We start from the raw sequence: 26,999 nt of genomic DNA, 5'->3' as shown, positions 1-26,999 counted from the left end.
GGAGCGTGAAGACGAGCCTCGGGATCTGGGCCCTCGGGCCGATGGTGACGCGGTTCGTGCCCGGCGGGTACCAGCCGGAGCACGCAGGCGAGTCGACCGCCGAGAAGGTGCACCGGGCCGTCTCCGGCCTCGGCGAGCTGATGGACGACTACGAGTTCCACTACCCGCAGGAGCTCTCCGAGGCGAACCTCGACGAGGTGCGCGACGCCCTCGACGGGCACGGCATCTACGCGATCGCGACGGGCACGCACCTCAACCCACGGTTCGGGAAGGGCGGGCTCTCCTCGCCCGACGACGCCGTCCGTGCCGATGCGTTGGCGGAGGCGCTCGCCGCGGCCGACTTCGCCGGGGCGATCGGCGCGCAGATGATCCTCTGGCCCGGGGTCGAGGGCTACAACTACCCGTTCCAGACGCCCTACGGCGAGGCATGGGCACGCTTCGTCGACGGCGTCGGCGAGGTCGCGGCGCGGTGCGCCGAGCACGGCCGGCTCCTCTTCCTCGAGCACAAGAACTCGGAGCCGGCGATGAAGATCCTGATGCGCAACGTCGGCATGACGCTGCACGTGATCCACACGCTGCGCGCGCGCGGGATCACGAACGTCAAGGTCAACATGGACTGGCAGCACCTGCTGATGAACGGCGAGTCGCTCGGGGAGTACGCGGCGATGCTCGCCGCCGTCGACCTGCTCGGGCACCAGCACGCGAACTCCGGCTGGGGCACGTTCGACGACGACAACATGGTCGGTGCGACCGCATTCATGGAGACACTCGAGCTGGCGCTCGAGCTGCGCCGCGCCGACTACGGGGCGCGGGGGGAGCGGCTCGGGTTCGATCTCTACCCCTACACGGAGGACGCCGTCGCCGCGGTCGCCCGGAGCGTCCACCAGTGGAACTTCATCTGGGAGGTCTCGGGGCGCATCGACGACGCCGCGCTCCGCGAGGCACAGCAGGCGAAGGACGCCGAGCGCGCCTACGAGCTCGTGTACGCAGCGCTCGGCGCGTGAGCGAGCTCGTCGAGCTCACCCGCGCTCTGGTCGCCGTCGAGTCGATCAACCCCGACCTCGGTGTCGGCGGCAGCGGCGAGGCGGGCGTCGCCCGCGTCGTCGCCGACTGGGCGGCGCGTGCCGGGCTCGACGTCGAGCTCGAGGAGGCGGCGCCGGGGCGCCCCAACGTCATCGTCACCGCGCGTGGCCACGGCGACGGCCGCACCCTGATGCTGAACGCGCACACGGACACCGTCGGCGTCGTCGGCATGGCCGAGCCGTTCTCCGGCCGTCTCGACGGAGAACGGCTCCACGGACGGGGCGCGTACGACATGAAGGGGAGCCTCGCCGCCTGCCTGCTCGCGGCCGCCGAGGCGGGCCGGCGCAGACTGGCCGGCGACGTCGTCGTGACGGCGGTCGCCGACGAGGAGTTCGGCAGCGTCGGCACCGAGGCGATCGCGCTGCGGCGGACGGCCGATGCCGCGATCGTCACGGAGCCGACGGACGAGCGCCTCGTGCTCGCGCACAAGGGGTTCGCGGGCTTCGAGATCGAGGTCGCGGGGCGCGCCGCGCACGGGTCGCGTCCCGACCTCGGGATCGACGCGATCGTGCGCGCGGCGCCCGTCCTCTCCCGGATCGGCGGGCTCGACGAGCAGCTGCGGGGCGCCTCGGCGCACCCGCTGCTCGGCACCGGCTCCGCCCACGCCTCGGTGATCTCGGGGGGGCAGGAGTACTCGAGCTACCCGGCGTGGTGCCGCATCGTCGGCGAGCGGCGGACGATCCCGGGAGAGACCACCGAGCAGGTCGCCGAGGAAGTCGCGGGACTGCTCGGCGACGTCGACGGGTCGTGGCGGCTCACGCTCGGTCGCGAGCCGTTCGAGATCGACGCCGACGCCGAGATCGCCGCGCTCGTCGCCCGCCTCGCCGGGGCGCCGGAGCCGGTCGGCATCTCCTACTGGGCCGACTCGGCGCTCCTCCACGGCGCGGGCATCCCGACCGTGCTCTTCGGGCCGCGCGGCGCAGGCGCCCACGCCGAGGTCGAGTGGGTCGACGTCGAGAGCCTGACGCGCTGCCGCGATCTCTACGTCGCCGTCGCGTCGGAGTTCTGCGCATGAGCGTCTGCGTCGGGCTCGACGTCGGCACCACCGGCGTGAAGGCGGTGGCGGTCGCCGTCGACGGCGCGGTGGTCGCGCGCGCCGAGCGCTCCTATCCGCTCTCGACGCCCCACCCGGGATGGTCCGAGCAGGATCCCGACGCATGGTGGCGGGCATCGGAGGCGGCCCTCGCTGACGTCGCGGACGGCCGCGAGGTCGTCGGCATCGGGCTGTCGGGCCAGATGCACGGCCTCGTCACGCTCGACGACCGCGGCCGCGTCCTGCGGCCGGCGATCCTCTGGAACGACCAGCGCACCGCAGCCGAGTGCGCCGAGATCGAGTCCCGGATCGGCGTCGAACACCTGATCGAGCTCACCGGCAACCGCGCACTCACCGGCTTCACGGCTCCCAAGCTGCTCTGGCTGCGCGATCACGAGCCCGACGTCTACGGGCGGATCGCACGCGTCTGCCTGCCGAAGGACTACGTGCGGCTGCGGCTCACCGGCGAGTGGGCGATCGACGTCGCCGACGCCTCGGGGACGCTCCTGCTCGACGTCGCCGGCAGGCGATGGTCGGGGGAGGTCGTCGACGCGCTCGGGATCCCGGCCGAGTGGCTGCCTCCGGTGCTGGAGTCGCCCGCCGTCTCGGGCGTCGTCCGGACCGACGGCCGCGAGCACTCGGTCCTCGCGCCGCTCCGCGGCGTGCCGGTCGCCGCGGGCGCGGGCGACTGCGCGGCGGCGGCGCTCGGCGTCGGCATCGACCGGCCCGGCCCGCTCTCGATCGTCCTCGGCACGTCCGGCGTCGTCTTCGCCGCCCTTCCGGCGTACCAGCCGGAGGCGGAGGCCCGCCTCCACGTCTTCTGCCACGCGGTGCCCGACACGTGGCATGCGATGGGCGTGATGCTCTCGGCCGCCGGCTCGCTCCAGTGGTTCCGTGACCGGCTCGCGCCCGGCACGCCGTTCGACACGCTCGTCGCCGAGGCCGCGGGCTGGGGCCCCGGGGCCGACGGGCTCGTATTCCTGCCCTACCTCGCCGGCGAGCGAACGCCGCACGCCGACCCCGATGCCCGGGGCGCGTTCGTCGGGCTCGCGCTCCACCACGACCGCGGGGCGCTCACGCGGGCCGTCCTCGAGGGTGTCGCCTTCGGGCTGCGCGACTCGCTCGACCTCGTGCGGTCGCTCGGCGTCGACGCCGAGGTGGCCCGTGTCTCGGGCGGCGGGTCCCGAGGCGGAGAGTGGCTGCGCATCGTCGCCTCGGTGCTCGGGATCCCGCTCGAGACGACGGTCTCCGAGGAGGGCTCCGCCTACGGTGCGGCGCTGCTCGGCGGCGTCGTCGGAGGCGTGTTCGACGACGCGCACGACGCGGTCGCACGCTGTGTCCGCGTCTCCGAGCGCGTTGAGCCGGACCCGTCGGCGGTGGACGTGTACCGGCCGCTCCACGACCGGTACCGCAGGCTCTACCCGGCACTTCACGATCACAAGGAGGAACGATGAGTCAACTCACAGGGAAGGTCGCCGTCGTCACGGGCGCGAGTCGCGGCATCGGCGCCTCGATCGCCCGTGCGCTCGCCGCCCAGGGCGCGAAGCTCGGCCTCGCGTCGCGGTCAGGCGACGACCTCGGGATCGCCGACGCCGTCGCGCTCCCGACCGACGTGCGCGATCGCGCGCAGGTGCAGGCGCTCGTCGACGCGACGGTCGAGCGTCACGGCGGGCTCGACATCCTCGTCGCGAACGCCGGCGTCGGTGCCTACGGGCCGCTGGTCGATCTCGATCCCGCGCACCTCGACGAGATGATCGACACGAACGTGAAGGGCGTGATCTACGCGGCCTCCGCCGCCGTCCCGCACCTGATCGCCCGCGGCGGGGGAGACCTCGTGTCGGTCGCCTCGGAGGCCGGCCGGCGCGGGCTTCCGAACGAGGCGGTCTACTGCGCCTCGAAGTTCGCGCAGGTCGGGTTCACGCGGGCGCTCGACCACGAGCTCCGCCCGCACGGGATCCGGTGCACCAATGTCTGTCCGGGCGGCGTCGCGACCGACTTCGCGATGGAGGACGGACGAGGACGGACGCCGGAGATGCCGGAGCTCGCGGGGATGATGGACTCCCAGGACGTCACCGACGCCGTCCTCTTCGTGCTCACGCGCCCACGAGGCCACCGGATCCTGGAGCTCGCGATGCGGCCGATGACGGAGGAGTCGTGGGGGTGATCGTCAGGTCGGCGGCGGGCGGTCGGCGCCCCCCGTGCGGACGGTCCATTGTTGCGTTGCCGCCGATTCTGAAATAGTTCAGCCGACGGATCCGTACAACCCATGGGGTACGAGGACGCTGTCGTCATGCGGGAACACCCCGAGGCGACGAGGGCGTCGTCGAGAAGAGGAGGTCAGTTGATGAGCAAGTTGAGGAGGGGAGCGCGTCCGCCGAGGCTCGTATGGGCGCTTCTGCTGGCAGTCGCCGCGCTCGCGCTCGTCGCCGCCGGTTGCGGCGGGGACGACGAGGGTGGTGGCAGCGCCGCCGGCGACGGCTCGATCTGGGTTCTGTTGCCCGACAGTGCCAGCTCGGCGCGCTGGGAGGCGGACGACCGGCGCTTCTTCGAAGAGGCCTTCGACGAGGCCGGCGTCGACTACACCATCGTGAACGCCGAGGGCGACGCCGCGACGCAGCAGTCGCAGGCGGAGCAGGCGATCGCCGACGGCGCGAGCGTGATCCTGCTCACGAGCCTCGACGTCGGCTCGGGCGGCGCGATCATCGAGCAGGCCAAGGAAGCCGGCGTCAAGGTCGTCGAGTACGACCGCTTCAACACCGGCTCTTCGGGCGGCGACGCGTACGTGAGCTTCGACAACGTGAAGGTCGGGGCGACGATGGCCGAGGTCCTCGAGCCGGCGATCGACGACCTCGGGCTCGACAAGCCGCGCGTCGTGATGCTGAACGGCGGTGAGGAGGACAACAACTCGTTCCTCTTCAAGGACGGCTACTCGGCGACGGTCCAGGCTCGTGTGGACGCCGGTGACTGGGAGCTCGTCGCCGACCAGTTCACGCCCGGCTGGGACAACGCCGAAGGGCTGAAGATCATGGAGCAGATCCTCGTCTCGGCGGACAACAAGGTGGACGCCGTGTTCGCCGCCAACGACGGGCTCGCGCAGTCCACGATCACCGCGCTCGAGTCGGCCGGTCTCGACCCGACGACGATCCCCGTCTCGGGTCAGGACGCGACCGCTGCGGGCATGCAGAACGTCGTGCTCGGCAAGCAGACGATGAGCGTCTACAAGCCGATCGAGGCGGAGGCGAAGGTCGCTGCGGCCGTCGCACTCGCGCTCCGCGCAGGTGACGACATCGAGAGCATCGACCCCGGCTACGACTTCGAGGTCATCGGCATCAACTCGGAGGACGGGAAGCCTGCCGAGTCCGCCGATGGCGACGGCGTCGTCCCGTACGTGGCGCTCGTGCCGATCGGCGTGACGACCGAGAACATGGCCGACACCGTGATCGCGGACGGCTTCCGCACCGTCGAGGAGATCTGCACCGGCGATGCGGCGTCGACCGACTGGTGTCAGGAGAACACCTGATCGACAGACGCTGAGTGAACCCCCGCGGCGGAGCGTCTTCCCGGCCTCCGCCGCGGGGCGTCTCTACCCCGTTCCACGACGATGCCCGAAGCCCCGATCCTCGAGTGCAAGGACGTCTCCAAGGCGTTCGGCGCCGTGCAGGCGCTCGACCACGTCGACTTCGAGGTGCACGCCGGGGAGGTGATGGCGCTCGTCGGCGACAACGGGGCCGGGAAGTCGACGCTGATCAAGGGCATCGCCGGGATCTATCCCTTCGACCACGGCGAGACGTACGTCGAGGGCCGGCACGTCCACATCCACGGGCCGCGCGACGCCGCGAAGCTCGGGATCGAGATCGTGTACCAGGATCTCGCGCTCGCCGACAACCTCGACGTCGTCGCCAACATGTTCCTCGGCCGCGAGCGGATCCGCAACGGCGTCGTCCTCGACGAGGAGCGGATGGAGCGCGCATCGCGCGAGACGCTGACCGAGCTCGCCGTGACGACCCTCCAGTCCGTGCGTCAGACCGTGAGCGGCCTCTCCGGCGGCCAGCGGCAGTCGGTCGCGGTCGCGAAGGCGGTGATGTGGAACTCGCGGATCGTGATCCTCGACGAGCCGACCGCGGCGCTCGGTGTGGCCCAGACGCGGCAGGTGCTGAACCTCGTGCGGCGGCTGGCGGAGCGGGGGCTCGGGGTGGTGATCATCTCGCACAACCTCCACGACGTCTTCGAGGTCGCCGACCAGATCACGGTGCTCCGTCTCGGGCAGCGCGTCGCGGTGCTCAAGCGAGAGGAGACGACGCAGCAGGAGGTCGTGCACGCGATCACGGCCGGGACGCTCGAGCGCGTGCCCGGCATGGACGGCGTCGAGGAGGCCGAGGCGTGAGCGAGACCGCGCAGCCGGGCGCCCCGGAGCCCGAGGGCCCGCCGACAGCGTTCGCGTCTCCCGAGACGCCGACGCTCGGGGAGTACGCGCGCCGCTGGTGGCAGGGCGTCCGCGCGGGCGAGCTGGGATCGCTGCCGATCATCGTCGGCCTGATCGTGATCGTGATCACGTTCAGCATCCTCGACGACAAGTTCCTCACCGAGCGGAACTTCACGAACCTGCTCCTGCAGATGACGGCGATCGCGACGATGGCGATCGGGATCGTCTTCGTGCTCCTGATCGCCGAGATCGACCTCTCCGTCGCCTACGTGAGCGCGGTCGGAGGGGTGACCATGACCCTGCTCCTCCGCCCCGACGACCCGGGCTGGCCGTGGTGGCTCGCGATCCTCGCCGCGCTCGCGATCACGACCGCGATCGGGTTCGTCCAGGGCGTGGTGATCACGAAAGCGGGCGTGCCGTCGTTCGTCGTCACGCTCGCCGGGTTCCTGATCTGGTCCGGCGTCGTCTTGATCCTCACGACGCAGTACTCGACGCAGGGCACGATCCGGATCCAGGACGACACCGTGATCGGCATCGCCAACGACTTCCTCAGCGAGGTCGCCGGCTGGATCCTCGCGCTCGTCGTCGTCGCCGGGTACGCGCTCGCCCAGGTCCGCACCGCGATCACGCGGCGCACCCGCGGGCTCGACGCGAAGCCGACGGTCCTGATCGCGATCCAGATCGCGGGGCTCGCCGTCGTCACCGCCGTCGCCGTCTGGTACGCCAACGAGGACCGAGGCGTCCCGAAGATCACGGTGATCCTCCTCGTCTTCCTCGTCTTCTGGTCGTTCGTCGCGACGCGGCTGCGCTTCGGGCGCCACGTGTACGCGATCGGCGGCAGCCCCGAGGCGGCGCGCCGCGCAGGAATCAGCGTCGATCGGGTGCGGATCGCGGTGTTCATGATCAGCGGCTTCATGGCCGGCGTCGGCGGGATCATGCTCGCCTCGCGGCTCCGCTCGGTCGCGACCAACACGGGCGGCGGCAACCTGCTCCTGCTCGTGATCGCCGCCGCCGTGATCGGCGGCACGAGCCTCTTCGGCGGCGTGGGACGGGTCGTCTCGGCGCTGCTCGGGGCGCTCGTGATCACGGCGATCACGAACGGGATGGACCTGCTCGGGCTCGCCTCCGGCACGAAGTTCGTGATCACCGGCCTCGTGCTGCTCGCGGCGGTGCTGGTGGACGCGTACGCGAAGCGGCGACGCGCAGCCCGCGGCGGCGTCTAGCGTCGGCGGCGGTGACGGCCGCGGAGCGCATCCCACTCGCAGCCCTCGTCCTCGCGATCGGCGTCGTGCTCGCGGGCTGCTCCTCGACGGGTGACGGGCCCACGATCGCGCCTCCGACGCCCCGCGCGTCGACGCACCTCGTCGACGTCGCGGGCGACGTCGGCCTCGGCTTCCGGCACGGCGCGTTCCGCTGGGAGAGCTCGGCGGACGTGGTGGCGATGATGGGCACGGGCCTCTGCTGGCTCGACGCCGACGGCGACGGGCGTCTCGACCTGTTCGTCGTCAACTCCTACGCGGACGCGGAGGCGGGGCGCTGGCGGAGCGAGGGGGGGCTGCCGACGACCGTGCTCTTCCGGAACGTCGGCGACCGCTTCACCGACGTGAGCGACCGCTCGGGCGCGGCCCTCGCGGTCAAGGGGACGGGCTGCGTCGCCGCTGACCTCGACCTCGACGGCGACACCGACCTGTACGTGACGACGGCCCGGGACAACGTCCTCCTCTGGAACGACGGCAGCGGACGGTTCGAGGACGGCGCACGCGCGGCGGGCGTGTCCTCCTACGGCTGGTCGAGCGGCGCTGCCGTCGGCGACGTGAACGGGGACGGCCGACCCGACCTCTTCGTCGCCGGGTACGCCGACCTCAACAACCGTGTGCCCGACGCCCGGGGTGGCTTCCCGGGGACGTTCCTCGGCGTCCGCGACCAGCTCTTCCTCAACGAGGGCCGGCACCCGGGCGGCGACGTGACCTTCCGCGAGGTCGGCGTCGAGGCGGGGCTGGAGGTGACGGGCTTCGACCACGCGCTCGGCGCCGTCTTCACCGACGCCGACGCCGACGGCGACCTCGACCTCTACGTCGCGAACGACACCGAGCCCAACTTCCTGTACCGGAACGTCGCGTGGCCCGGGGGCGTACGGGCCGACCCGGCGGGCCTCGGCTTCCGGCTCGAGGAGACGGCGGCGAGCGCCGGCGTCGCCGACTCCAACGCGGGGATGGGCGTCGCCTCGGGCGACTACGACGGCGACGGCCGGTTCGACCTCCTGGTCACGAACCTTCGCGGCCAGGGGCACGGGGTGTTCCGGGCGTGGGACGGCGAGGGCGCGCCGTCGTTCACGGATCAGGGCGGATCGCTCGGCGTCGACCTCGCGACGTCGTCGGGTTGGGGCGCCTCGTGGGCCGACCTCGACCTCGACACCGACCCCGACCTGGTGCTGATGAACGGGCACGTCCCGATGACCGACCTCGAGGAGGACGCCGAGCTCCCCCAGGCGTTCGAGAACCGTACGGCGCAGGGGGACGTGGGGCGCTTCTCCGAGTGGGGCGACGCGCTCGGCCTCGACGACGCCGGCCCGCTCAACGCCCGCGGCAGCGCCGTCGCCGACTACGACGGCGACGGCGACCTCGACGTCGCGGTGGTCGCGGTCGGCGGCCCGCTGCTGCTGCTTCGGAACACCGGCGAGGGTGGGAGCTGGCTCGAGGTCGAGCTCGGCCGCTTCGCGCCGGGGGCGCGTGTCACCGTCGAGCTCCCGGACGGCCGGCGGCTCATGCGCGAGGCGCACGCCGGGAGCAGTTACCTGTCGTCCGAGGATCCCCGGCTCCACTTCGGGCTCGGCGCCGCAGACCGCGCCCGTGTCGTGGAGGTGCGCTGGCCCGGCGGCGGATCGTCCCGGGTCGAGGACGTGACGGCGAACCAGGTGCTCCTCGTCGAGCCGCCGGCCTCGCGCCCGGGGCCGCCGCTCCTGGCGATCGACACGGGGTCGAGCCGCCACATCGCCGACGGCTGCACCCGCGACCCTGCGGAGACGCGCTCCGTCGCGCGGATCTGGGACGAGGCGCTGCTCGACGCGATCCGCCGCGACTTCCCGGCGCCGACCGTCCACGCGCGGAACCTCTTCCACCTGTCGGCCGGGATGTGGGACGCCTGGGCGGCGTACGACCCCGTGGCGGACGGCGTGTTCGTCGACGAGAAGCACGACGCCGACGACGTCCGGGCGGCACGCGAGGAGGCGATGAGCTACGCGGCGTACCGGATCCTGCTCTACCGCTACGCCCTCGCCGTCGGGATGCAGGAGACGTTCGACGAGCTGACGGCGACGATGGGGGGGCTCTGCTTCCCGATCGACGTCACCTCGACCGTCGGCGACACGCCGGCTGCGCTCGGGAACCGGATCGCCGCCGCCGTCATCGCCCACGGCCTCGACGACGGCGCGAACGAGCAGCAGCGCTACGACAACCCCGGCTACGCACCCGTCAACGACCCGCTCGTCGTCGCGGAGCCGGGCGCGATGCTCCGCGACCCGAACCGCTGGCAGCCGCTCGCCCTCGACCGGCAGGTGGCGCAGAACGGGCTCCTGCTCCCGTCGCAGGTGCAGACGTTCGTCGGCTCCGAGTGGGGATACGTCGAGCCGTTCGCGCTGCCGCGATCCGCGAAGGGGCTGCCGATCGATCCCGGGCCTCCGCCCGCCCTCGGCGACCCGGCGACCGACCAGGCGTACAAGCGGGCGGCGGTCGCCGTGCTGCGCTACTCGAGCCTCCTCGACCCCGACGACGGCGTCGAGATCGACATCGGGCCCGGCGGCCGCGGCGACAATCCGCTCGGGACGAACGCCGGACAGGGGCACGACCGGAATCCCGCGACCGGGGGGCCCTTCGCTCCGAACGTCGCGCTCCGGGCCGACTTCGGCCGGGCGGTCGCCGAGTTCTGGGCCGACGGGCCCGACTCGGAGACGCCGCCCGGCCACTGGAACACCCTCGCGAACGCCGTGTCGGACGCACCGGGCACGGCCCTGCGCGTCGGCGGCGCCGGCGCGACGATCGACCGGCTCGAGTGGGACGTCAAGCTGTACCTCGCGCTCAACGGTGCGCTCCACGACGCCGCGATCGCCGCCTGGGGCGCGAAGGCGTTCTACGACTCGGTGCGGCCGATCTCGATGATCCGGTACATGGGCGGGAAGGGCCAGTCGAGCGACCCCGCCGGGCCGTCGTACGACCCGCGCGGCCTCCCGCTCGTGCCGGGACTCGTGGAGGTCGTGACCCCCGCCTCGAGCGCGCCGGGCCGGCGCCACGACCACCTCGCAGACCACGTCGGAGAGGTCGTGGTGTGGACGTGGCGCGGCACGCCGCGCGATCCGGCGGCGCAGCGCAGCGGCGTCGGCTGGATCCGTGCCGTCGACTGGGTCCCGTACCAGCGGCCGACGTTCGTCACGCCCGCGTTCGCCGGCTACGTCTCCGGCCACAGCGCCTTCAGCAGGGCCGGCGCAGAGGTGCTCGCGGCGTTCACCGGCGACCCGTTCTTTCCCGGCGGGGTCTTCGAGTGGCGCGTCCCCGCGGGCGGGCTGGTGCATGAGGCGGGCCCGGCACGGGACGTGATGCTGCAGTGGGCGGCGTACGCCGATGCCTCCGACGAGGCCGGCGTGTCACGGCTCTACGGCGGGATCCACATCCCGCAGGACGACGTCAGGGGACGGGTGATGGGCGCCGCGGTCGGGAAGCGTGCGTGGGCGCTCGCGCAGCGGCACTACGCGGGCGCGTCGTCGCCCTGAGCGACGGGCCGGGCTACGAACAGGCCGTGCGGATCCCGCGCGCGACGGCCGTCGTCGCCGCCCGCTCGGACAGCTTCGCCTTCCGGAGCATCCGGGCGCGGTTCTTCACCTGTGAGAGGGCGAAGCGCGCGGCCCGGTCGGCCGTCGAGGCGTCGAGCTTCACGAACCCGCAGGTGATGCGGTCGCGCGTGCCGGCGATCCATCCCGCCGTGAACAGGTAGCGCAGCGGCTGCTTCCGATACGGAGCCTTCGTGAGCACGCGACGTGCGGCTGCCGGCGGGACGTTCGACGCACGGGCCGTCTTCGTGACGGCGGCCGACACCTGGGCCGCCGTCGTCGGAAGCGTCCCGGAGGCGCCGCCGAGCGCCGTCCCGATCGCGAGCGCGAGCGTCGAGGTGAGGAGCGCGTACTCCATACCGTCTGATGATCGGAGTCGTCCGGCGGTTGGTCAACGCCCGCCGTCCGCCACGCAGCCTCCGGCTACGCGTACCGGCTTCCGTACTCGCGGCGCGCCGCCCGGGCCGAGTAGGAGGCGACGTCGGCGACGACACCGAGAGCGACCACGATCCACTCCCAGCCGGACACCCCGCCGACGGCCGACCACATGAGGACGTACGCCAGCCCCGTCCAGGGGAGGAGGAGCAGCAGCAGCAGCGGCCAGATCCAGCTGTCCCAGATCAGCTCGACGCGGTCGCCGAAGACCCAGACGAGCAGGAACGCGAACCGCGGCCCGATCAGGACCGTCGACAGGAACAGGCAGCACATGGTGCGTCAGTCTCCCGAGTCCCGGACGATCGGTCAAGCCGCTGCCGCGTAGGCTACGCCGGTGGACGTCGTCGGCAGGATCCGAGACGAGCGCGTCGTGGTCGTGCTGCGCTCGGTGGCCGACACGGCGAGCGCCGTGGCCGCGGTGACGGACGCCGGGCTGAGCGTCGTCGAGATCACGCTCGACCGCGACGAGGCGCTGCGGGAGCTCGAGGAGCTCGGCACGCGTCGCGACGTGTGCCTGCTCGCCGGCACCGTGCGGACTCCCGAGCAGGTCGACGCCGCCGTCGCGGCGGGCGCGCAGGCGATCGTCTGCCCCGCGTTCTCCGGCGCCGTCGTCGCGCGCGCCCACCACCACGCGGTGCCGGTGATCCCGTCCGCGCTCACGACGACGGAGATCGAGGCGGCCTGGCGGGCCGGAGCAGCGCTCGTGAAGCTGTTCCCCGCGCGGCTGGGCGGCCCACGGTACGTGGCAGACGTGCTCAAGCCGCTGCCGGACGTACCGCTCCTCTGTACGGGCGGCGTGACGGTCGCCGACGCCGCCGACTACCTCGAGGCGGGCGCCACGGCGGTCGGGGTGTCGCTGACCGACGCGACGGCGACGGCTGCCGAGATCGCGCGTATCGCCGCGGCCGTCGGACGCCCGGATCCCGGCCGCTGAGGTGGCCAGGCGGCCACGCGGGCTCGTCGGGGCGGCCGCTCAGTTGCGGACGGCGACCCAGGCGTTCAGGGTCGCGGCGTAGGCCACCCAGAGCGCGTACGGCACGAGCAGCCAGGCCGCCGTCGGCGAGACGGGGTGGAAGGCGACGGCGGTCGCGACGACCGCTGCGAGGAGGACGACGATCTCGACGAGCGCGAGGGTCGGTGCGCGCAGCCCGAAGAACAGCAGCGTCCAGCCGAGGTTGAGCGCGAGCTGTGCGCCGTACAGCGCGAGCGCGACGCGCGTCGAGCGCTCGTCGAGGCCTTCGCGCGCGACGAGCCACGCGGCGACCGCCATCAGCACGTAGAGCAGCGTCCACGCCGGCCCGAACACCCAGTTCGGAGGTGTCCAGGGGGCGCGGTCGAGGCCTTCGTACCAGTCACCGACGCTCCGGGACGTCGCCACGCCGCCGAGTGCGGCGACGGCGGCGACGAGCCCGAGCGAGAGCAGGAGGAGCGCCACGGAGGCCACGGGCGGGAGACGCGACGTCAGTGGACGGGGAGAGGGCTCGTCGTGGACGTGTCCGCCCCCCGGCCCCGCGGGGCACGAATCGTCACCCGCCGGCGGGTCATCGCGCCACCGTCACCCAGCGGTGCTCCTCGTTGGAGCGTGCGATCGCATCGCAGAGCACGTTCGCATCGTGGCCGTCCGCGAACGTCGGGAAGTCGGGGTGCTCCGACATTCCGCCCGTCGCGACGGCCTCGTAGACGGCGCGGTACAGCTCCCGGAACGTGTCGACCCACCCCTCCGGGTGCCCGGCCGGCAGGTGGGTGCGCACCGCGGCCTCGGCCCGCATCAACCCCGCGTTGCGCTGCAGGGTCGCGTTCGGCTCGTCCCGCCGCCCGAGCCACAGCTCCTCGTGCCGGTCGGTGTTCCAGGCGAGCGCGCCCTCCGACCCGTCGATCTCGAAGTGGAGCGTGTTCTTGCGCCCCGCGCTCACCTGGGAGACCGAGAACGCCCCGCGGGCGCCGTCGTCGAAGCGGACGAGCACGTGGCCGAGGTCCTCGGTCGCCGTCGGCGCGTTCTCGCGCTCGACGTCACCGGCGTTCGTGAACGTCTCCACCTCGCCGATCGGCCGGCGGCGGACGGGGATCGTCGTCGCGAGGTCGGCGCAGACCTCGACGATCCGCCGGCCGCTGACGAACTGGGCGATGTCCATCCAGTGCGAGCCGATGTCCGCGATCGCGCGCAGGGCGCCGCCCTTCTCGGGCTCGAGGCGCCAGTTCCAGTCGGTCGGCCGGAGAAGCCAGTCCTGGAGGTAGCCACCGTGGACGTTCCAGACCGTGCCCAGCTCGCCGGCGTGCACGCGGGCACGGGCGTCGTGGACGAGGGGGAAGAAGCGGAGGTTGAAGTTCGTGCAGTGCACGAGCCCGCTCTCCTGGGCGAGCGCGAGGAGCTCCGCGGACTCCTGCGCGGTCGTCGCGAGCGGCTTCTCGCAGACGACGTGCTTCCCGGCCTCGAGTGCCCGTCGCGCCTGTGGGGCATGGAGGTGGTTCGGCGTCGTGACGTGGACGACGTCGATCGCCTCGTCGGCGAGGAGGGCGTCGAGCGAGGAGAAGACGGGTGCCAGCGCCTTCGCGCGGGCGCGCTCGGCGGTCGAGCCGACGACGCCCACGACCTCGATGCCGAGCAGGCGCAGCGCGTGGACGTGCACGGCGCCGACGAAGCCGGTGCCGACGACTCCCGCCCGGATGTCGGCCAACGCCCGCATCGCCCCGATCATCGCGCAGGGGGCGCGTTCCTGCGTCAGTTCCGCGCGTGACCGACGGTGCCGTTGATCGTGAGCCCGCCGTCGACGAGCAGCTCCTGCCCCGTCACGTACCGCGCGGCGTCGCTCACGAGGAACACGGCGACGTCGGCGATCTCCTCGGGCGTGCCGATCCGACCGAGCGCGATCCGCTGCTCGTAGGCGCCGCGGACATCGGGCGTGTACGCGTCGCGGTTCATCGCCGTCTCCGTCGCGCCGGGGGCGATCGCGTTGACGGTGACGCCGTGCGGCGCGAGCTCGAGCGCGAGCGTGCGGGTGAGACCGACGATCCCGCCCTTCGCGGTGATGTACGCGGAGAGGTCGGCGAGCGGCTGCACGTCGGCCGCCGACGAGACGTTGAGGATGCGGCCGCCGCGACCGCTCTCGACCATGCGCCGGGCGGCAGCCCGGCAGCCGTAGAAGTAGCCGTGGAGGTTGGCGGCGAGCAGCGCGTGCCAGTCCTCGTCCGTCGTCTCGAGCAACGGCTTGACGAGGAGGCGGGCCGCGTTGTTCACCCAGACGTCGATGCCGCCGAGGCGCACGGTGGCCTCGTCGGCGAGCCGCTCGACGTCCTCCGCGCGCCCCGTGTCGCCGACGATCATCACGGCCTCTCGGCCGTGCGAGCGGATCGCCGCCTCGGTCGCGGCCGCCTCGTCGAGGGCGATCCCGGCGACGTCCGCGCCGGCCCGCGCCAGCGCGACCGCGATCGCGGCGCCGATCCCGCTCGAGGCGCCGGTGACGACCGCTCGTCGGCCTGTGAGATCGAACGGGGAGGGGGAGGACGGCATGGACACGCGTAGGCTACTGCGATGCGGCTCGGAGTAGCAGCGGCGGTCGTCGGGGGCTCGCTCGTCCGCGGCGACGTCGAGGTCGAGGAGGGAGCGGTCGCCGCCGTCGGGCTCCCCGGGCCGGGGGCCGGACTGGCGATCCCGGGTCTCGTCGACCTGCAGGTGAACGGCTACGGGGGTGTCGACGTCCAGCGGGCGGAGCCCGGCGAGTTCGCCGAGCTCGCCCACGCGCTCGCGCGGGACGGGGTGCTCTGGTATCAGCCGACGGTCGTGACGGCCGACCCGGCGGCGATGCGCGATGCGCTCACGTCGATCGGGCAGGCGTTCGAGCGACCGGCTCCCGCCAGGATGCTCGGGGCGCACGTCGAGGGCCCCTTTCTCAGCCCCGTGCGCGTCGGCGCGCACCCTTCCGAGCACCTGCGGCGACCGTCCCTGGACGCGCTCGCCGCGCTGCTCCTCGCCGGGTGCCCGCTGACGATGGTCACGCTCGCGCCCGAGCTCGACGACGCCGCCGAGCTGATCGACGCGCTCGCGGAACGGGGCATCGTGGTCTCGCTCGGCCACACCGACGCGACCGCAGTGGTCGCCCACGCTGCCTTCGACCAGGGTGCCCGCTCGGTGACGCACCTCTTCAACGCGATGCGGCCCTTCCATCACCGCGACCCGGGAGTGGTCGGGGTCGCGCTCGCCCGCGGTGACGTCACGGTGATGCTCGTGGCCGACGGCGTCCACGTCGCCGCGGATGCCGTGGTCGCGGCGTGGCGTGCCGCCCGCGGCCGCCTCGCCCTCGTCTCCGATGCGATCGCCGCGGCCGGAGAGGGAGACGGCGTGACGTCTCTGGGAGACGTCGAGGTCGTCGTCGCCGACGGCGTGCCGCGGCTCGCCGACGGCACCCTCGCCGGCTCCGTGCGACCGCTCGCATGGGGCCTGCGCCTCCTCGTGGAGCTCGGTGTCCCCATCGTCGAGGCGGTGGACGCGGTCACGCGGACACCCGCGAGGCTGCTCGGCCGCTCGGACGCCGGCGTCCTCGGCCCGGGGAGCCCGGCCGACCTCGTCGTCCTCGACGACGCATTCGCGGTGGAGCGGGTCTACGTCGGCGGACGCGAGCTCGACTGACGGCGGGGTCCGCCCCGGCGGGTCTCGTGGGGGAGACGTCGTCGGCGGCGTCTACCGCGGTCGGGTGAGCTCGTCGACGGGAGCGGCGAGCACGACCTTGAAGCCCGCCCGCCCGCGCCCGGTCGGCGTGCGGGCGCCGGTGGGGCGGAAGCCCGCCCGCTCGTAGAGGCGCCGCGCGCGCGCGTTCGCCTCCTGCACGAAGAGGTACACCGTCTCGCACCCGCGCTCCGACGCCCATTCGCCGACCGCGCGGATCAGGGCCTCGGCGACGCCCTGTCCGCGCGCGGCGGGATCGACCCACATCGACATCAGCTGCGCCTCGCGTGGATCGATGCGGACGAACGCCGCGACGACACCGATCCAGCGACCGTCGGTCTCGGCGGCGAAGAGGATCCGCCGCTCGCCGGTCGCGGCTCCGACCCAGTCGCGCCAGGTCTCGTCGAGCTCGGCGGCGGCGTCCTCCCACCGCGTTGCGAACGCGACGGGATCGTCCCGGAGCATGCGCACCCGGATGTCGCGCCAGCGTGCCCACTCGTCGGGGAGCACCGGCCGGATCATCACGGGCGTGGTCATGCGGGAACGACGGTGTTCGGCCCGAGGGGCTGTGTCAGGTCGACGATCCGCCTCGCGTCGAGCGCGGCTGCCAGGTTGCGCATCCCGTCGAGGCTACCCGGCGACGCACTCGCCGGTCGTGCCTTCGCAACACCCGATCTTGAAGCGGCAGCGCGGGCACTGGAAGGTGGCGTGACGCCACTCCATCGTCGCGCCACACCGCAGGCAGCGTTCGCCGCCGTCTGGATCGTCCCGCGGGGGCGGCGTCGAGGGCGGGACGCTCATCGAACGGAGTCTAGGGCGACGATCCGACGCGTCGTCCCTGCCGACGGCCGGGGCTAGGATGGAAGGAGCGGCGACGTGGCCGAGTGGTTAGGCAGAGGCCTGCAAAGCCTCGTACAGCGGTTCGAATCCGCTCGTCGCCTTCGCTCCTCGCGAACGTCCCGCACGTCGGGCGTGTTCGCTGGAGCCTCCGAGGTCGCCGAGGAGACACGACCGCGGTGAAGCGGGGGGAGCCCGTCCTTCGGGCTCCCCCCGCAGTCCGTGCGACTCCTTCGACGGGCTAGCCGCGCACGTTGACCGGGAACGAGACGAGCCGACGGGTGGAGACGCCGCCGAGCACGTCCTCTCCGCTCTTGCGCGCGCGGGCGAACACGACGAGCAGCTGCTGCTGGTTGCTCGCCGGGAAGAACCGGAGCTGTTCCATCGTGAGCACGACACGTCCGTCCGTGCCGGTGGGCTGCTCGGCCGTCGAGAACTGCTGGTAGGGAACGGGCGTTCCGTACACGAGCGCGCCCTGGACCGGGCGTCCGCCGCAGGCCGTCACCCTGAACGTGACCCGGATCACCTGGGTGTCGGGGGTGACGACGGACGGGACGATCTGCTGGCCGCCGATGCTCAGCCGCGCCGGCGACTGGAGGTTCGCGACGTTGATCGGGCCCGTCCCCACCGGGCACCCGGTGGTCGGCGAGGTGCCCGTCACGACGGGCGTCTGCGGAGACGTGGCGTCGCTCGTGCCCCCGGCGTTCTTCGCCGTCACCTGGACGCGCAGGGTGCGACCCGCGTCCGCCGCGACGAGCTTGTACGTCGTGGCCGTGGCGCCCGCGATCGCGGCACAGTTCGCGCCGGCCGCGTCACACCGCTGCCACGCGTAGCTGTAGGTGATCCCGGTACCCGTCCACGTGCCCGGGTTCGCCGTCAGCGTCTCACCGACGACCGCCTTGCCGCTGATGCTCGGCCGCTGCGTGTTCGTCGGGCCCTGCTGCGCCTCGGCGACGACGGCGGTGGCGTTGGAGGCGGCGGTCGTCGAGCCGTCCGTGTTCGTCGCCGTCACCCGGAAGCGAAGGCGGAAGCCGACGTCCGAGGACGAGGGGCTGTACGCGGTGGTCGTCGCGCCGCCGATCACGGCGCAGTCCGAGCCGTCCGGCGCGCTACCGGACGCCGCGCACCGCACCCACTGGTAGGCGTACGAGCTCGCGTTCTCCCACGTCCCCGCGCCGCCGGTCAGGTTCGCCCCGACCACGGGTGTCCCGGAGATCGTGGGTTGCGCGGTGTTGTTCGGTGCCGCCTGTTGTGCCCCGAGGCCGACGGGGACGAGGATCGCGAGGACGGCCGCCCCGACGAGCGCGATCACGGCTGCGCGCCGCGTGGCGAGGCGCCTCCGGGCTCGAGCGATGGAAGTCATGGGATCTCCTTCTAGTCGTTTGAAGGAGATTGTCCCCGGCGGATGTCTGGGTGTTGTGAAGATGCCGTGATGGCGCCGAGACGGCTGTGGCATCGCGCGTTCGGCGGCTCGGGTGCGGCCGTCGCCTACGATCTCGTGAGCGACCCGCGAAGGGAGGTCGTCATGAGCACCGACCCATCACCCACGAATCCCGGCGACCGCGAAGACGCCCTTGCCCTCGGTCTGCTCGGGGGCGGAGCCGCCGTCTTCCTCGCGGGCATCCTGCTCGGCTCGCGATTCCTCCGACTGGTGGGCTTCGTGGCGGGGCTCGGCGGAGGCGCGCTGCTCGCCGCCGAGTGGATGCAGGAGCGCGAGGAGCAGATCGAGGAGGCGCAGGAGACCATCGCCGAGGAGCTCGCGGGCCTCGGCCCCGTCGCTCGTGCGCAGGTGATCGCCAACCTGGCCGCCGACGCAGGCGGCGACTGACTCGCCGTTCGGGTGACGCGACCCTGCCGGCCCGCGCCCGCGGAGGCGCGGCGACGACCGGGCCCGGTGCGCGCGGTCGGCTACGTCCGCATCGGCCCGAGGGGCAGCATCCGCCGGCCGTACACGTCGTTCCAGATCTGCGCCGTGGCCGTGTAGACGGCGAGGAGGGCGGTGACGATCCCCTCCCACCCGGCGATCTTGAGGACGGTGGCGTCGCCCGACCACTCCGCGATCGCGAGGAGGAAGAAGAGCGTCGCCAGTCCGAGGAAGACGAGCTGGAGCGCGCGCGTCGTGCGGAGCGACCCCACGAGCATGATCGCCGTGAACACGCCCCACGAAAAGAGGTACCAGCCCATCGCGCGGGCGCTCGGCTCGTCGCCCATGCCCCAGTCCGGAAAGACCACGAGCGCGACGAGCGACAGCCAGAAGAGGCCGTACGAGGTGAACGCGGTCGCGCCGAACTCGTTGCCCTTGCGGAAGTCGATCGCCCCGGCGATCACCTGGGCGAGCCCCCCGTAGAAGATCCCCATCGCGAGGATCATCGAGCTCAACTCGATGTACCCCGCGTTGTGGATGTTGAGGAGGAGCGTCGTCAGCCCGAAGCCCATCAGGCCGAGCGGCGCCGGGTTCGCGGTCGGGTCGTGGACGTGGATCTCGGTCGGCTGGCTCATCCAGGCACACGCTCACAGCCCCGACGGCGGGTGTCATCCGCGGGAACGCTGACCACGGCGGGGGCGGCTACGGATGCTGCGGTACGCTCGTCCGGATGACGCCGGACGCCGACGGTACCGAGGCCGACCCAGGCGTGAGCCGCCTGCTCGCGCTCGCGGCGGAGCTGGAGCGGCGAGACGAGGTGATCGCGCGCCAGATCGACGAGGTCGCGGCCCTCGCGGAGCGGGCCGGCGCGGTCCGCGCCGACGCGGCCGCGATCGCCGAGCAGCTCGCCGCCATCCCGTCGGAGCTCGAGGGGCTCGATCGTGCCGAAGGCGACGCCCTGGAGGCAGCGCGCAGTGCCCACCGCGAGCTCGCGGAGCTCGAGGCGCGCCTCGCCGACCTCGAGCGCGCACGCCGCCCGCGCAACGAGGAGATCGAGCGCATGCGGCGCACCACGCAGGACGCCCGCGAGGCGGTCGCCGACGCCGAGGCGCGGATCGTCCGTCTGCAGGGTCGGCGGGTGGAGCTCGACGAGCTCGAGCGCGCGCTCGCCGCCGCCGCCGACGGGGCGGTCGTCACGGCCCGGGAGGTCGCCGCGGCGATCGCCGAGGTGCCGCGGGTCTCCGACGGCGGGAAGAGCGAGCCCGGGACGACGCTGGCCGAGCTCGACGAGTGGGGTGGACGCGCGCGCGCCGCGCTCTTCGTCGCCCGGGGGACGCTGGACGCCGAACGGGAGCGGATCGTGGCCGAGGCGGGGTCGCTCGGAGCATCGGTGCTCGGCGAGGACATGGTCGGGACGAGCGTCGCCCTCGTCCGGCGCCGCCTCGAGCAGGCGCTCCGGTAGGCACCTCCGGATCCCGCTACGGGAACGCGCCGTCGTCGGGGCGCAGGTCGAGCGAGCCCCCGTCGACGCACCCGTCGGGAAGGGCGTACGAGAGCCGCGTGATGCTCCGCTCGCCGAGGTTCCGGAGATAGAGCGTCCCCATCATGCGCTGCGCGGCCGCGCGCTCGAGGCCCAGTCGCTCCCCCAGGGCGACGCCCTCCTGCAGCCCCTTGCACTCCGTCACCCCCTCGTCCCGCTCTCCGCCGAGGTGTACGGCCTCGTGGGCGAGGACGAGGACGGCTCGGGCCGAGTCGTCCCGCTCGCGGCGGTCGTCGTCGAACACGATCGCCACGAGGCGCCGGCAGATGGTGGGGTCGAGGAGTGCGAGCCTGCTGCGGACGAACGCGACACCGAGCGCGTCACTGCCGATGCCGGTGTACGCGTAGCCGTCGTCGCACCGGACGGTGACCGGCGCTCCGGCGATACGACCCGCCTCGCGGCTGAACAGCGCCTCCGCGGCCGCGCGCCGCTCGCTCGAGAGCGCGCTCCACGAGCGATCGCGGTCGACGCGCGCTGCTGCGATGAAGAGGGCCGCGGCAACGGCGACACCGAGCACGGTGACGATGCGGCGACGCCGCGTGCGCGGCGGACGCGGTGGCGGCGGGAGGAGCACCGGGCCGTCCTCTCCCTCGACGATCTCACCCCAGCCCAGGTCGGCGTCCGCCTCGCCCGGCCGCCGGCGTGCCGAGAGCTCCGTGGAGGTGGGCGCGACGCCACCCCATCGTCGCTCCCGCCAGCCGCGTGCGAGGACCTCGACCTCCGCCACGAGCAGGATCACGAACGGGAGCCAGAACGGGATCGCCTCCTGCAGGGCGCGCACGAGGAGCCAGCACACGACGAAGCCGAGCGCACCGATGCGGAGGGCGATCTGGACGGTTCCGCGCTCATCCATCTTGTCCACCTGCCCACGGTAGATCGCGGAGGGCGCCGGCCGCAGTAGGATCGGCCCGTGGTCGACCCCCTCGAGCGCTGGCGCCGCCTGGGCCTGCCCGACAAGCCCGACTACGCCGGGCTGCTCACGTTCGCGGCGCTCCCGTACACACAGGATCCGGCCGAGCTCGACGGTGTCGACGTCGCGGTGCTCGGCGCGCCGATGGACGACCTCGTCTCCGATCGCCCGGGAGCGCGCTTCGGCCCGCGCGCGATCCGCTCGGCGAGCTGTCCGCCCGGGCCGCATCTCGAAGCGGGGATCGACTGGGGGGAGCGCCTCCGCGTCGTCGACTACGGCGACGCGCCCGTGCTCCCGGCCGACCCGGCCCGCTCGCGCACGGCGATCGAGGCGCTCGTGACGGAGGTGGCACGGGCCGGCGTCGTGCCGGTCGTGCTCGGGGGCGACCACTCGATCACCGAGCCGCACGTCCGTGCGCTTGCGCGCGTGCACGGGCCGGTCGGGCTCGTCCACTTCGACACGCACACCGACACGGGCGACGAGGTGTTCGGGGTCGAGGTGTCACACGGGACGCCGATGTTCCGGCTCGTCCGAGACGGACACGTCGATGCCGCGCGCTACGTGCAGATCGGGCTCAGGGGCTACTGGCCCGGTGAGCGCGAGTTCGCCTGGCAGCGGGAGCACGGGATCACGGCGTTCTTCATGCACGACGTACGCGACCGCGGCATCCGCGCGGTCGTCGAGGAGGGGGTGGGGGTCGTCGGCCCAGGGCCCGTCGTCCTCACGGTTGACGTCGACGTGCTCGATCCGGCGTTCGCGCCGGGCACGGGGACGCCCGAGCCCGGGGGGATGACCTCGGTCGACCTCCTGTGGGCCGTGCGCACGGTCGCGGCGGAGCTGGAGCTCGTCGGCATGGACGTCGTCGAGGTGATACCGACCGGCGTCGGGTCCGGCGACCTGACCGCCCTCGTCGCGGAGAGGATCGTGCGCGAGGCGCTCACCGGAATCGCCGCTCGGCGCGGAGCCTGACCCGAGGGCCGGGCCCCGCGCCGTGCGGGGTCGGTCAGTGCCCGAAGCGAACGTCGGGGAGGAGCCGGTCGAGCCAGCGCGGGAGGGCCCACGCCGCCGGGCCCATCACCCTCAGCAGCACGGGCATCAGCACGAGGCGGATCAGCATCGCGTCGAGCAGCACGGCGACGCCGAGGATCACGCCCATCTCCTTCGGCGGGAGGGGCCCCGACAGGGCGAACGTGAAGAACACGGCGACCATCACTGCCGCGGCCGCGAAGATCGTGCGTCCCGAGTGGGCCACGCCGCCGATCATCGCCTCCTGCGCATCGCCGGAGCGGTCCCAGTGCTCCTTCGCCGACGAGAGCAGGAACACCGTGTAGTCCATCGAGATCGCGAAGATCATCGCGAAGAAGAACACCGGGCCCCACGCGTTCAGGAACCCCTGCGACTCGAACCCGAGGAGGCCCTGGAGGTTCCCGTCCTGGAAGATCAGCTTCCCGACGCCGAAGGCCGCGCCGGTCGCGAGCAGGTTGGTGACCACGCCCGCCGCGGCGATCAGCGGGGCCTGCAGCGCCAGCAGCAGGAGCCCGAAGCCGAGGACGAGGACGACCGCGAACACCGGAAGCGTGCGGCTCGCGAGCGCCTCCTCGAGGTCGTGGTTCTCGGCGACGGCGCCGCCGACGAGCGCGCCCGGAGGGAGCGCAGACCGGACACGGTCGATCGTCGCCCCGACGGCGGGATCCGAGGGATCCTGTGCCGGGACGGCGAGGAGGAGCGCCGTCCCTCCCGACTCCTGCGCGGGCGTGACGGCGACGATCCCGGGGTCGTCGGAGAGCACGGCCTCAGCGCGCTGCGCCTCGGCCGCGGGGGCGACGACCTGGAGCGTGCCCGGAGCGCCAGGGCCGAATGCCTCCTGCACCTGGACGTAGCCGGCGCGGCTCCCGTCCTCCTCGGGGACGACCTTGATCGAGGGCATCCCGGTGTCGAGCGAGAAGACCGGAATCGCGAGCGCGACGAGGATCGCGGTCGCGCCGATCCCGAACAGCGCCGGTCGCCGCCAGAGGAGCCCCGCCCAGCGGGCGAACAGCGGAGAGCGGTGCTCACCGGCGTGGACCCACGGCAGTGCGAGCTTGTCGACGCGATCGCCGAGCTTGCCGAGGAGCGCCGGGAGCAGCGTGAGCGTCGCCGCGAGCACGAAGATCACGGAGAGCATGATCCCGAGCGCCATCGACCGGAACGCAGGGCTGGGGACGAGCATCACCGCGGACAGCGAGATCAGGACCGTCACACCCGAGAAGAGCACGGCCTTCCCGGCAGTGTCCATCGTCACGGCGACCGCCTCGCGCGTGTCGATCTTGGACCCGAAGTGCGCGCCGCGGAAGCGGGCGACGATGAACAACGCGTAGTCGATGCCGAGCGCGAGCGCGAACATGAGCGCGAAGTTCATCGACCAGATCGAGATGTCGAAGAGCTGCGAGAGCAGGAACAGGCTCCCGGCGGAGGCGACGAGCCCGAGGATCGTGAGGAGCAGCGGCAGGCCTGCCGCCACGAGCGAGCCGAAGGCGAGCACGAGGATCGCGAGCGTCACCGGCCAGGAGAGCAGCTCGGACTTCATCATCGCGTCCTTGTTGGCCTGATTGAAGTCCGACCACATGCCGGGAGCCCCGGTGAGGCTGACGGTCGTGGTCTCGGTGCCGAGTGCCGCGAGCTCACCCTTGAGGTCGTCCGCAGCCCGGACCATCTCCGTCGGATTCGCGCCCGCACCGGCGGAGAGCACGATCGTGCGTCCGTCCTCCGACACCTGCGGCGGCGCGACCGTCGTCACGCGAGGGTCGGCCTCGAGCACGCGGGTCGCCTCGGCGACCGTCGGCTGGAGATCGCCGGCCCCGTGGACGACCGCCATCAGCGCATAGCTCGACTGGCCGCCGAAGGAGCGCTCGACCTCATCGCGTGCCGCAACGGACTCCGAGCCCGACGCCTCCCACCCGGCGCCGGAGAGCGCGTGCTCGGCCCACGGGGCGAAGACGCCGAGGCCGACGGCGATCACGACCCAGGCGATCACGACGTGCCGGACGTGGCCGGCCATCCAGCCGCCGAGCCGCCCGATCGGCCCGACGGGCGTCACGACCGCACCTCCTGCGTCTCCGCGAGGCAGGGCACGCGCCCGAGCACCAGCGACGCCGGGCAGTTGCCGACGAGGACGTACAGCCACTGGTTGACGCCGACGAAGGCGACGAGCAGCAGCCACCAGGGGCTGACGACGACGGCGAGGGCCGTCGCGAGCAGCACCATCGAGCCGGCGAGCGCGAAGAGCACCCGCTCGAGGGAGAGGCTGGAGCAGCTCATCGGGCCACCCCGTCGAGCAGCTCGTTGAGCTCGGCCAGCTGGCGCTGGACGCCGCCGCAGACGCCCTCGCAGAGCTCGAGCACGCTCTCGTCCGCGATCGCGTAGAGCACGCGATTGCCGTCCTTCCGACGGCCGACGATGCCTGCGCCGTGGAGGACGCCGAGGTGCTTGGACACGTTCTGCTGGGACGCACCCGTCGCGTCCGCGAGCTCCTGGACACTCGCCTCGCCCTCGCGCAGCTGGTCGAGGAGGCGTATCCGCATGGGCTCGCCGATGATCTTGAAGCGCTGTGCGATCAGCTCGACGAGCGCCTCGGGAAGGGGATGGGGAAGGGTCATGTGCTCCTCCGTCGTCTGGGACGGCGGAACAGTAGCACAACTGATCGGTTGTGTAGTTGTGTATTACCGGCCGCCCGTGACGGCGCTTCACGGGCCGGATGGAGCCGCTGCCACGGCTCGAAGACGCCGGCCCGGCGGGAAGGCGTGAGCGGGCGCTCGGGTGTTGTGCGTCGCGCTTCGGCGGGCCTACTCGAACGTGGGCCGGTCGATCGCGAGCGGGCACCACCAGGTCTCGGTGTTGCCGCGGATGCCCTTGCTCTGGCAGTTGTCGGCCGCGAGGTTCGGAAGCCCGCTCAACGCACCCTCCTCGCAGGACCACCACTGTCCCCCGATTGGGGCGCCCCTCGGTGCCGCGATCTGCTGGCAGTCGGCGAGGAGACCGGAGCGCTCGAACCACGCCTGCTGGTGCGCGACGATCAAAACGGCCGCGAGTGCGGCGGCGACGAGCCCGATCTTGATGATCACCATGTCCAGAGGAGGGGTCGGTTGGCACTCCTGGGATCGGCACTCGGCGGGCGGTACTTGAGCGTCGTTCCGCCGGTGCCCCGGCGCGCGTGCCGGTAGAGTCGCCCGCGTGACGGCCACGCTGATGGACGGGAAGGCGCTCGCAGCGGAGGTGCGTGCTGCGGTCGCCCGTGATGTCGAGGAGCTCGGCCATGTCGGGCTCGCGACGATCCTCGTCGGCGACGACCCGGCATCGCACGTCTACATCGCCGGCAAGCACAAGGCCGCGACGGAGGCGGGGATCGACGCGCGCGACGTGAGGCTTCCCGCCGACACCCCGGAAGCCGACGTCCTCGCGCTCGTCGAGCAGCTGAACCAGGACGACGAGATCGACGGCATCCTCGTGCAGCTCCCGTTGCCCGCGCACATCGACGAGACGACGGTGACCTACGCCGTCGCGCCGGCGAAGGACGTCGACGGCTTCCACCCGGTGAACGCCGGGCACCTGTACCTCGGGACGCCGCTCCACGTCCCCGCCACGCCCGCCGGCTGCATGGAGCTCTTGGCTGCGTACGGCGTCGACCCCGCGGGAAAGGACGCCGTCGTCATCGGGCGGAGCGAGATCGTCGGGCGCCCGATGGCGATGCTGCTCGTCCAGGCGCACGCAACGGTCACGATCTGTCACTCACGGACGGCGGAGCTCGCGGACCACGTCCGCCGCGCCGACATCGTCGTCGCCGCCGTCGGCCGCCCCGGGCTCGTGACCCCGGACTGGGTGAAGCCGGGCGCGGCCGTCCTCGACGTCGGCCTGACGAGGACCGACGAGGGCATCCGGGGCGACGTCGACCCGGACGTCGCCTCCGTGGCCGGGCTGCTGACGCCGATGCCCGGGGGCACGGGGCCGATGACGATCGCGATGCTCCTGCGGAGCGCGGTCAAGGCAGCCCGCTTCCGGCGGAGACTGCTTGCGTACCCGGGCCTGTGACCGCTACGGTTCCGTCGCTGGTGTTCCTCAGCGTCGACCACGTCGACGCTTCGTGTGTGTAGGAGGACGTTCGTGTCTGAGACGGGCACCGTCAAGTGGTTTTCCAACGAGAAGGGCTACGGCTTCATCGCTCGCGACAACGGCGAGGATGTGTTCGTGCACTTCTCCGCGATCACCATGGACGGCTACAAGACCCTCGTCGAGGGTCAGAAGGTGGAGTTCGAGGTCGTCCAGGGGCCCAAGGGCGCCCAGGCCGCGAACGTCGTCGCCGCGGCCTAGGCCGGGCGACAGAAGCTTTCGAGGCGGGCCTCCCACCGGGAGGCCCGCCCCG

Annotated in this window: 29 protein-coding genes and 1 tRNA gene; 16 read left to right on the top strand and 14 right to left on the bottom strand. The window is 72.7% G+C overall.

Annotated features, from left to right (window positions below; translation table 11 throughout):
• The first annotated feature begins 5 nt into the window (after positions 1 to 5).
• The 8 genes from AC162C_RS09120 (at position 6) to AC162C_RS09085 (ending at position 11,301) form a co-directional block, all read left to right on the top strand.
• Complete coding sequence (locus AC162C_RS09120) at positions 6 to 1,004, top strand: TIM barrel protein (RefSeq protein WP_484097280.1); 999 nt, start codon at positions 6 to 8, stop codon at positions 1,002 to 1,004.
• Positions 1,001 to 2,098, top strand: a complete 1,098-nt coding sequence (locus AC162C_RS09115) for a M20/M25/M40 family metallo-hydrolase (protein WP_484097279.1) — start codon at positions 1,001 to 1,003, stop codon at positions 2,096 to 2,098. The genes AC162C_RS09120 and AC162C_RS09115 overlap by 4 nt, the downstream gene beginning before the upstream one ends.
• The gene (xylB, locus tag AC162C_RS09110; protein WP_484097278.1) at positions 2,095 to 3,570 is read left to right on the top strand and encodes a xylulokinase; all 1,476 of its coding nucleotides are present in this window, start codon (positions 2,095 to 2,097) and stop codon (positions 3,568 to 3,570) included. Before AC162C_RS09115 ends, xylB begins: the two co-directional genes overlap by 4 nt.
• Positions 3,567 to 4,280 (top strand): SDR family oxidoreductase, encoded by a 714-nt coding sequence (locus tag AC162C_RS09105; RefSeq protein ID WP_484097277.1) that lies wholly within the window; start codon positions 3,567 to 3,569, stop codon positions 4,278 to 4,280. Before xylB ends, AC162C_RS09105 begins: the two co-directional genes overlap by 4 nt.
• Before the next feature lie 180 nt (positions 4,281 to 4,460).
• A complete protein-coding gene (locus AC162C_RS09100; protein ID WP_484097276.1) occupies positions 4,461 to 5,636 on the top strand; it encodes a sugar ABC transporter substrate-binding protein in 1,176 nt (391 codons plus the stop codon).
• A gap of 81 nt (positions 5,637 to 5,717) precedes the next feature.
• Entirely contained in the window at positions 5,718 to 6,500 is a 783-nt protein-coding gene (locus AC162C_RS09095) for an ATP-binding cassette domain-containing protein (protein WP_484097275.1), read from the top strand.
• The gene (locus tag AC162C_RS09090; RefSeq protein ID WP_484097274.1) at positions 6,497 to 7,762 is read left to right on the top strand and encodes a sugar ABC transporter permease; all 1,266 of its coding nucleotides are present in this window, start codon (positions 6,497 to 6,499) and stop codon (positions 7,760 to 7,762) included. The genes AC162C_RS09095 and AC162C_RS09090 overlap by 4 nt, the downstream gene beginning before the upstream one ends.
• 11 nt (positions 7,763 to 7,773) lie before the next feature.
• Positions 7,774 to 11,301 carry an FG-GAP-like repeat-containing protein gene (locus AC162C_RS09085; protein WP_484097273.1) on the top strand — a complete coding sequence of 1,176 codons (3,528 nt, stop codon included), beginning with the start codon at positions 7,774 to 7,776 and terminating at the stop codon, positions 11,299 to 11,301.
• Positions 11,302 to 11,314: 13 nt separating this feature from the next.
• On the opposite strand, the gene AC162C_RS09080 is transcribed toward AC162C_RS09085, so the two are convergent.
• Together AC162C_RS09080 and AC162C_RS09075 are read right to left on the bottom strand one after the other, a co-directional pair.
• A complete protein-coding gene (locus AC162C_RS09080) occupies positions 11,315 to 11,716 on the bottom strand; it encodes a hypothetical protein (protein ID WP_484097272.1) in 402 nt (133 codons plus the stop codon).
• A gap of 65 nt (positions 11,717 to 11,781) precedes the next feature.
• The gene (locus tag AC162C_RS09075; RefSeq protein ID WP_484097271.1) at positions 11,782 to 12,066 is read right to left on the bottom strand and encodes a hypothetical protein; all 285 of its coding nucleotides are present in this window, start codon (positions 12,064 to 12,066) and stop codon (positions 11,782 to 11,784) included.
• Positions 12,067 to 12,127: 61 nt separating this feature from the next.
• On the opposite strand from AC162C_RS09075, the gene AC162C_RS09070 reads away from it, so the two are divergent.
• Entirely contained in the window at positions 12,128 to 12,727 is a 600-nt protein-coding gene (locus tag AC162C_RS09070) for a bifunctional 4-hydroxy-2-oxoglutarate aldolase/2-dehydro-3-deoxy-phosphogluconate aldolase (RefSeq protein WP_484097270.1), read from the top strand.
• Between the two features lie 39 nt (positions 12,728 to 12,766).
• Here AC162C_RS09070 and AC162C_RS09065 read toward each other — a convergent pair whose 3' ends face one another.
• From AC162C_RS09065 to AC162C_RS09055, 3 genes are all read right to left on the bottom strand, one after another.
• Positions 12,767 to 13,237 (bottom strand): TspO/MBR family protein, encoded by a 471-nt coding sequence (locus AC162C_RS09065; RefSeq protein WP_484097269.1) that lies wholly within the window; start codon positions 13,235 to 13,237, stop codon positions 12,767 to 12,769.
• A 97-nt stretch (positions 13,238 to 13,334) separates the two neighbouring features.
• Positions 13,335 to 14,477 carry a Gfo/Idh/MocA family protein gene (locus tag AC162C_RS09060; protein ID WP_484097268.1) on the bottom strand — a complete coding sequence of 381 codons (1,143 nt, stop codon included), beginning with the start codon at positions 14,475 to 14,477 and terminating at the stop codon, positions 13,335 to 13,337.
• A 35-nt stretch (positions 14,478 to 14,512) separates the two neighbouring features.
• Positions 14,513 to 15,301, bottom strand: coding sequence for an SDR family NAD(P)-dependent oxidoreductase (locus AC162C_RS09055; protein WP_484097267.1), 789 nt, complete (start codon positions 15,299 to 15,301; stop codon positions 14,513 to 14,515).
• Positions 15,302 to 15,322: 21 nt separating this feature from the next.
• On the opposite strand from AC162C_RS09055, the gene nagA reads away from it, so the two are divergent.
• Complete coding sequence (gene nagA, locus AC162C_RS09050) at positions 15,323 to 16,417, top strand: N-acetylglucosamine-6-phosphate deacetylase (RefSeq protein WP_484097266.1); 1,095 nt, start codon at positions 15,323 to 15,325, stop codon at positions 16,415 to 16,417.
• A gap of 51 nt (positions 16,418 to 16,468) precedes the next feature.
• Here the strand turns inward: nagA and AC162C_RS09045 are convergent, their stop codons facing one another.
• Together AC162C_RS09045 and AC162C_RS09040 are read right to left on the bottom strand one after the other, a co-directional pair.
• A complete protein-coding gene (locus AC162C_RS09045; protein WP_484097265.1) occupies positions 16,469 to 16,990 on the bottom strand; it encodes a GNAT family N-acetyltransferase in 522 nt (173 codons plus the stop codon).
• Positions 16,991 to 17,083: 93 nt separating this feature from the next.
• The gene (locus tag AC162C_RS09040) at positions 17,084 to 17,254 is read right to left on the bottom strand and encodes a hypothetical protein (protein ID WP_484097264.1); all 171 of its coding nucleotides are present in this window, start codon (positions 17,252 to 17,254) and stop codon (positions 17,084 to 17,086) included.
• A 69-nt stretch (positions 17,255 to 17,323) separates the two neighbouring features.
• Here AC162C_RS09040 and AC162C_RS09035 point away from each other — a divergent pair.
• Positions 17,324 to 17,394 (top strand) — tRNA-Cys (locus tag AC162C_RS09035).
• 137 nt (positions 17,395 to 17,531) lie between these two features.
• On the opposite strand, the gene AC162C_RS09030 is transcribed toward AC162C_RS09035, so the two are convergent.
• A complete protein-coding gene (locus tag AC162C_RS09030; RefSeq protein WP_484097263.1) occupies positions 17,532 to 18,653 on the bottom strand; it encodes a hypothetical protein in 1,122 nt (373 codons plus the stop codon).
• Between the two features lie 69 nt (positions 18,654 to 18,722).
• On the opposite strand from AC162C_RS09030, the gene AC162C_RS09025 reads away from it, so the two are divergent.
• A complete protein-coding gene (locus tag AC162C_RS09025; RefSeq protein WP_484097262.1) occupies positions 18,723 to 19,118 on the top strand; it encodes a hypothetical protein in 396 nt (131 codons plus the stop codon).
• An 80-nt stretch (positions 19,119 to 19,198) separates the two neighbouring features.
• Here the strand turns inward: AC162C_RS09025 and AC162C_RS09020 are convergent, their stop codons facing one another.
• The gene (locus AC162C_RS09020; RefSeq protein ID WP_484097261.1) at positions 19,199 to 19,789 is read right to left on the bottom strand and encodes an acetate uptake transporter; all 591 of its coding nucleotides are present in this window, start codon (positions 19,787 to 19,789) and stop codon (positions 19,199 to 19,201) included.
• Between the two features lie 95 nt (positions 19,790 to 19,884).
• Here AC162C_RS09020 and AC162C_RS09015 point away from each other — a divergent pair, with 95 nt between their 5' ends.
• Positions 19,885 to 20,616 carry a hypothetical protein gene (locus AC162C_RS09015; protein WP_484097260.1) on the top strand — a complete coding sequence of 244 codons (732 nt, stop codon included), beginning with the start codon at positions 19,885 to 19,887 and terminating at the stop codon, positions 20,614 to 20,616.
• Between the two features lie 16 nt (positions 20,617 to 20,632).
• Here the strand turns inward: AC162C_RS09015 and AC162C_RS09010 are convergent, their stop codons facing one another.
• Positions 20,633 to 21,556 (bottom strand): hypothetical protein, encoded by a 924-nt coding sequence (locus AC162C_RS09010; RefSeq protein WP_484097259.1) that lies wholly within the window; start codon positions 21,554 to 21,556, stop codon positions 20,633 to 20,635.
• Between the two features lie 48 nt (positions 21,557 to 21,604).
• On the opposite strand from AC162C_RS09010, the gene speB reads away from it, so the two are divergent.
• Positions 21,605 to 22,573, top strand: a complete 969-nt coding sequence (gene speB, locus AC162C_RS09005; RefSeq protein ID WP_484097258.1) for an agmatinase — start codon at positions 21,605 to 21,607, stop codon at positions 22,571 to 22,573.
• A gap of 34 nt (positions 22,574 to 22,607) precedes the next feature.
• Here the strand turns inward: speB and AC162C_RS09000 are convergent, their stop codons facing one another.
• The 4 genes from AC162C_RS09000 to AC162C_RS08985 all read right to left on the bottom strand — a co-directional run bounded on the left by AC162C_RS09000 (position 22,608) and on the right by AC162C_RS08985 (position 25,704).
• Positions 22,608 to 24,641, bottom strand: coding sequence for an MMPL family transporter (locus AC162C_RS09000; RefSeq protein WP_484097304.1), 2,034 nt, complete (start codon positions 24,639 to 24,641; stop codon positions 22,608 to 22,610).
• Between the two features lie 35 nt (positions 24,642 to 24,676).
• On the bottom strand, positions 24,677 to 24,901 hold the full coding sequence (locus AC162C_RS08995; protein ID WP_484097257.1) for a YgaP family membrane protein: 225 nt from the start codon (positions 24,899 to 24,901) through the stop codon (positions 24,677 to 24,679).
• Positions 24,898 to 25,239, bottom strand: coding sequence for an ArsR/SmtB family transcription factor (locus AC162C_RS08990; protein ID WP_462974251.1), 342 nt, complete (start codon positions 25,237 to 25,239; stop codon positions 24,898 to 24,900). Before AC162C_RS08990 ends, AC162C_RS08995 begins: the two co-directional genes overlap by 4 nt.
• A gap of 186 nt (positions 25,240 to 25,425) precedes the next feature.
• Complete coding sequence (locus AC162C_RS08985) at positions 25,426 to 25,704, bottom strand: hypothetical protein (RefSeq protein WP_484097256.1); 279 nt, start codon at positions 25,702 to 25,704, stop codon at positions 25,426 to 25,428.
• Between the two features lie 109 nt (positions 25,705 to 25,813).
• On the opposite strand from AC162C_RS08985, the gene AC162C_RS08980 reads away from it, so the two are divergent.
• Both AC162C_RS08980 and AC162C_RS08975 read left to right on the top strand, forming a co-directional pair.
• Entirely contained in the window at positions 25,814 to 26,668 is an 855-nt protein-coding gene (locus tag AC162C_RS08980) for a bifunctional 5,10-methylenetetrahydrofolate dehydrogenase/5,10-methenyltetrahydrofolate cyclohydrolase (protein ID WP_484097255.1), read from the top strand.
• A gap of 72 nt (positions 26,669 to 26,740) precedes the next feature.
• On the top strand, positions 26,741 to 26,947 hold the full coding sequence (locus AC162C_RS08975) for a cold-shock protein (RefSeq protein WP_462974254.1): 207 nt from the start codon (positions 26,741 to 26,743) through the stop codon (positions 26,945 to 26,947).
• The last annotated feature ends 52 nt before the right edge of the window (positions 26,948 to 26,999 follow it).

It is taken from the genome of Gaiella sp., assembly GCF_057140465.1.
The sequence above is the reverse complement of the archived record's forward strand: the minus strand, read 5'-3'. Positions and strand labels throughout refer to the sequence as shown.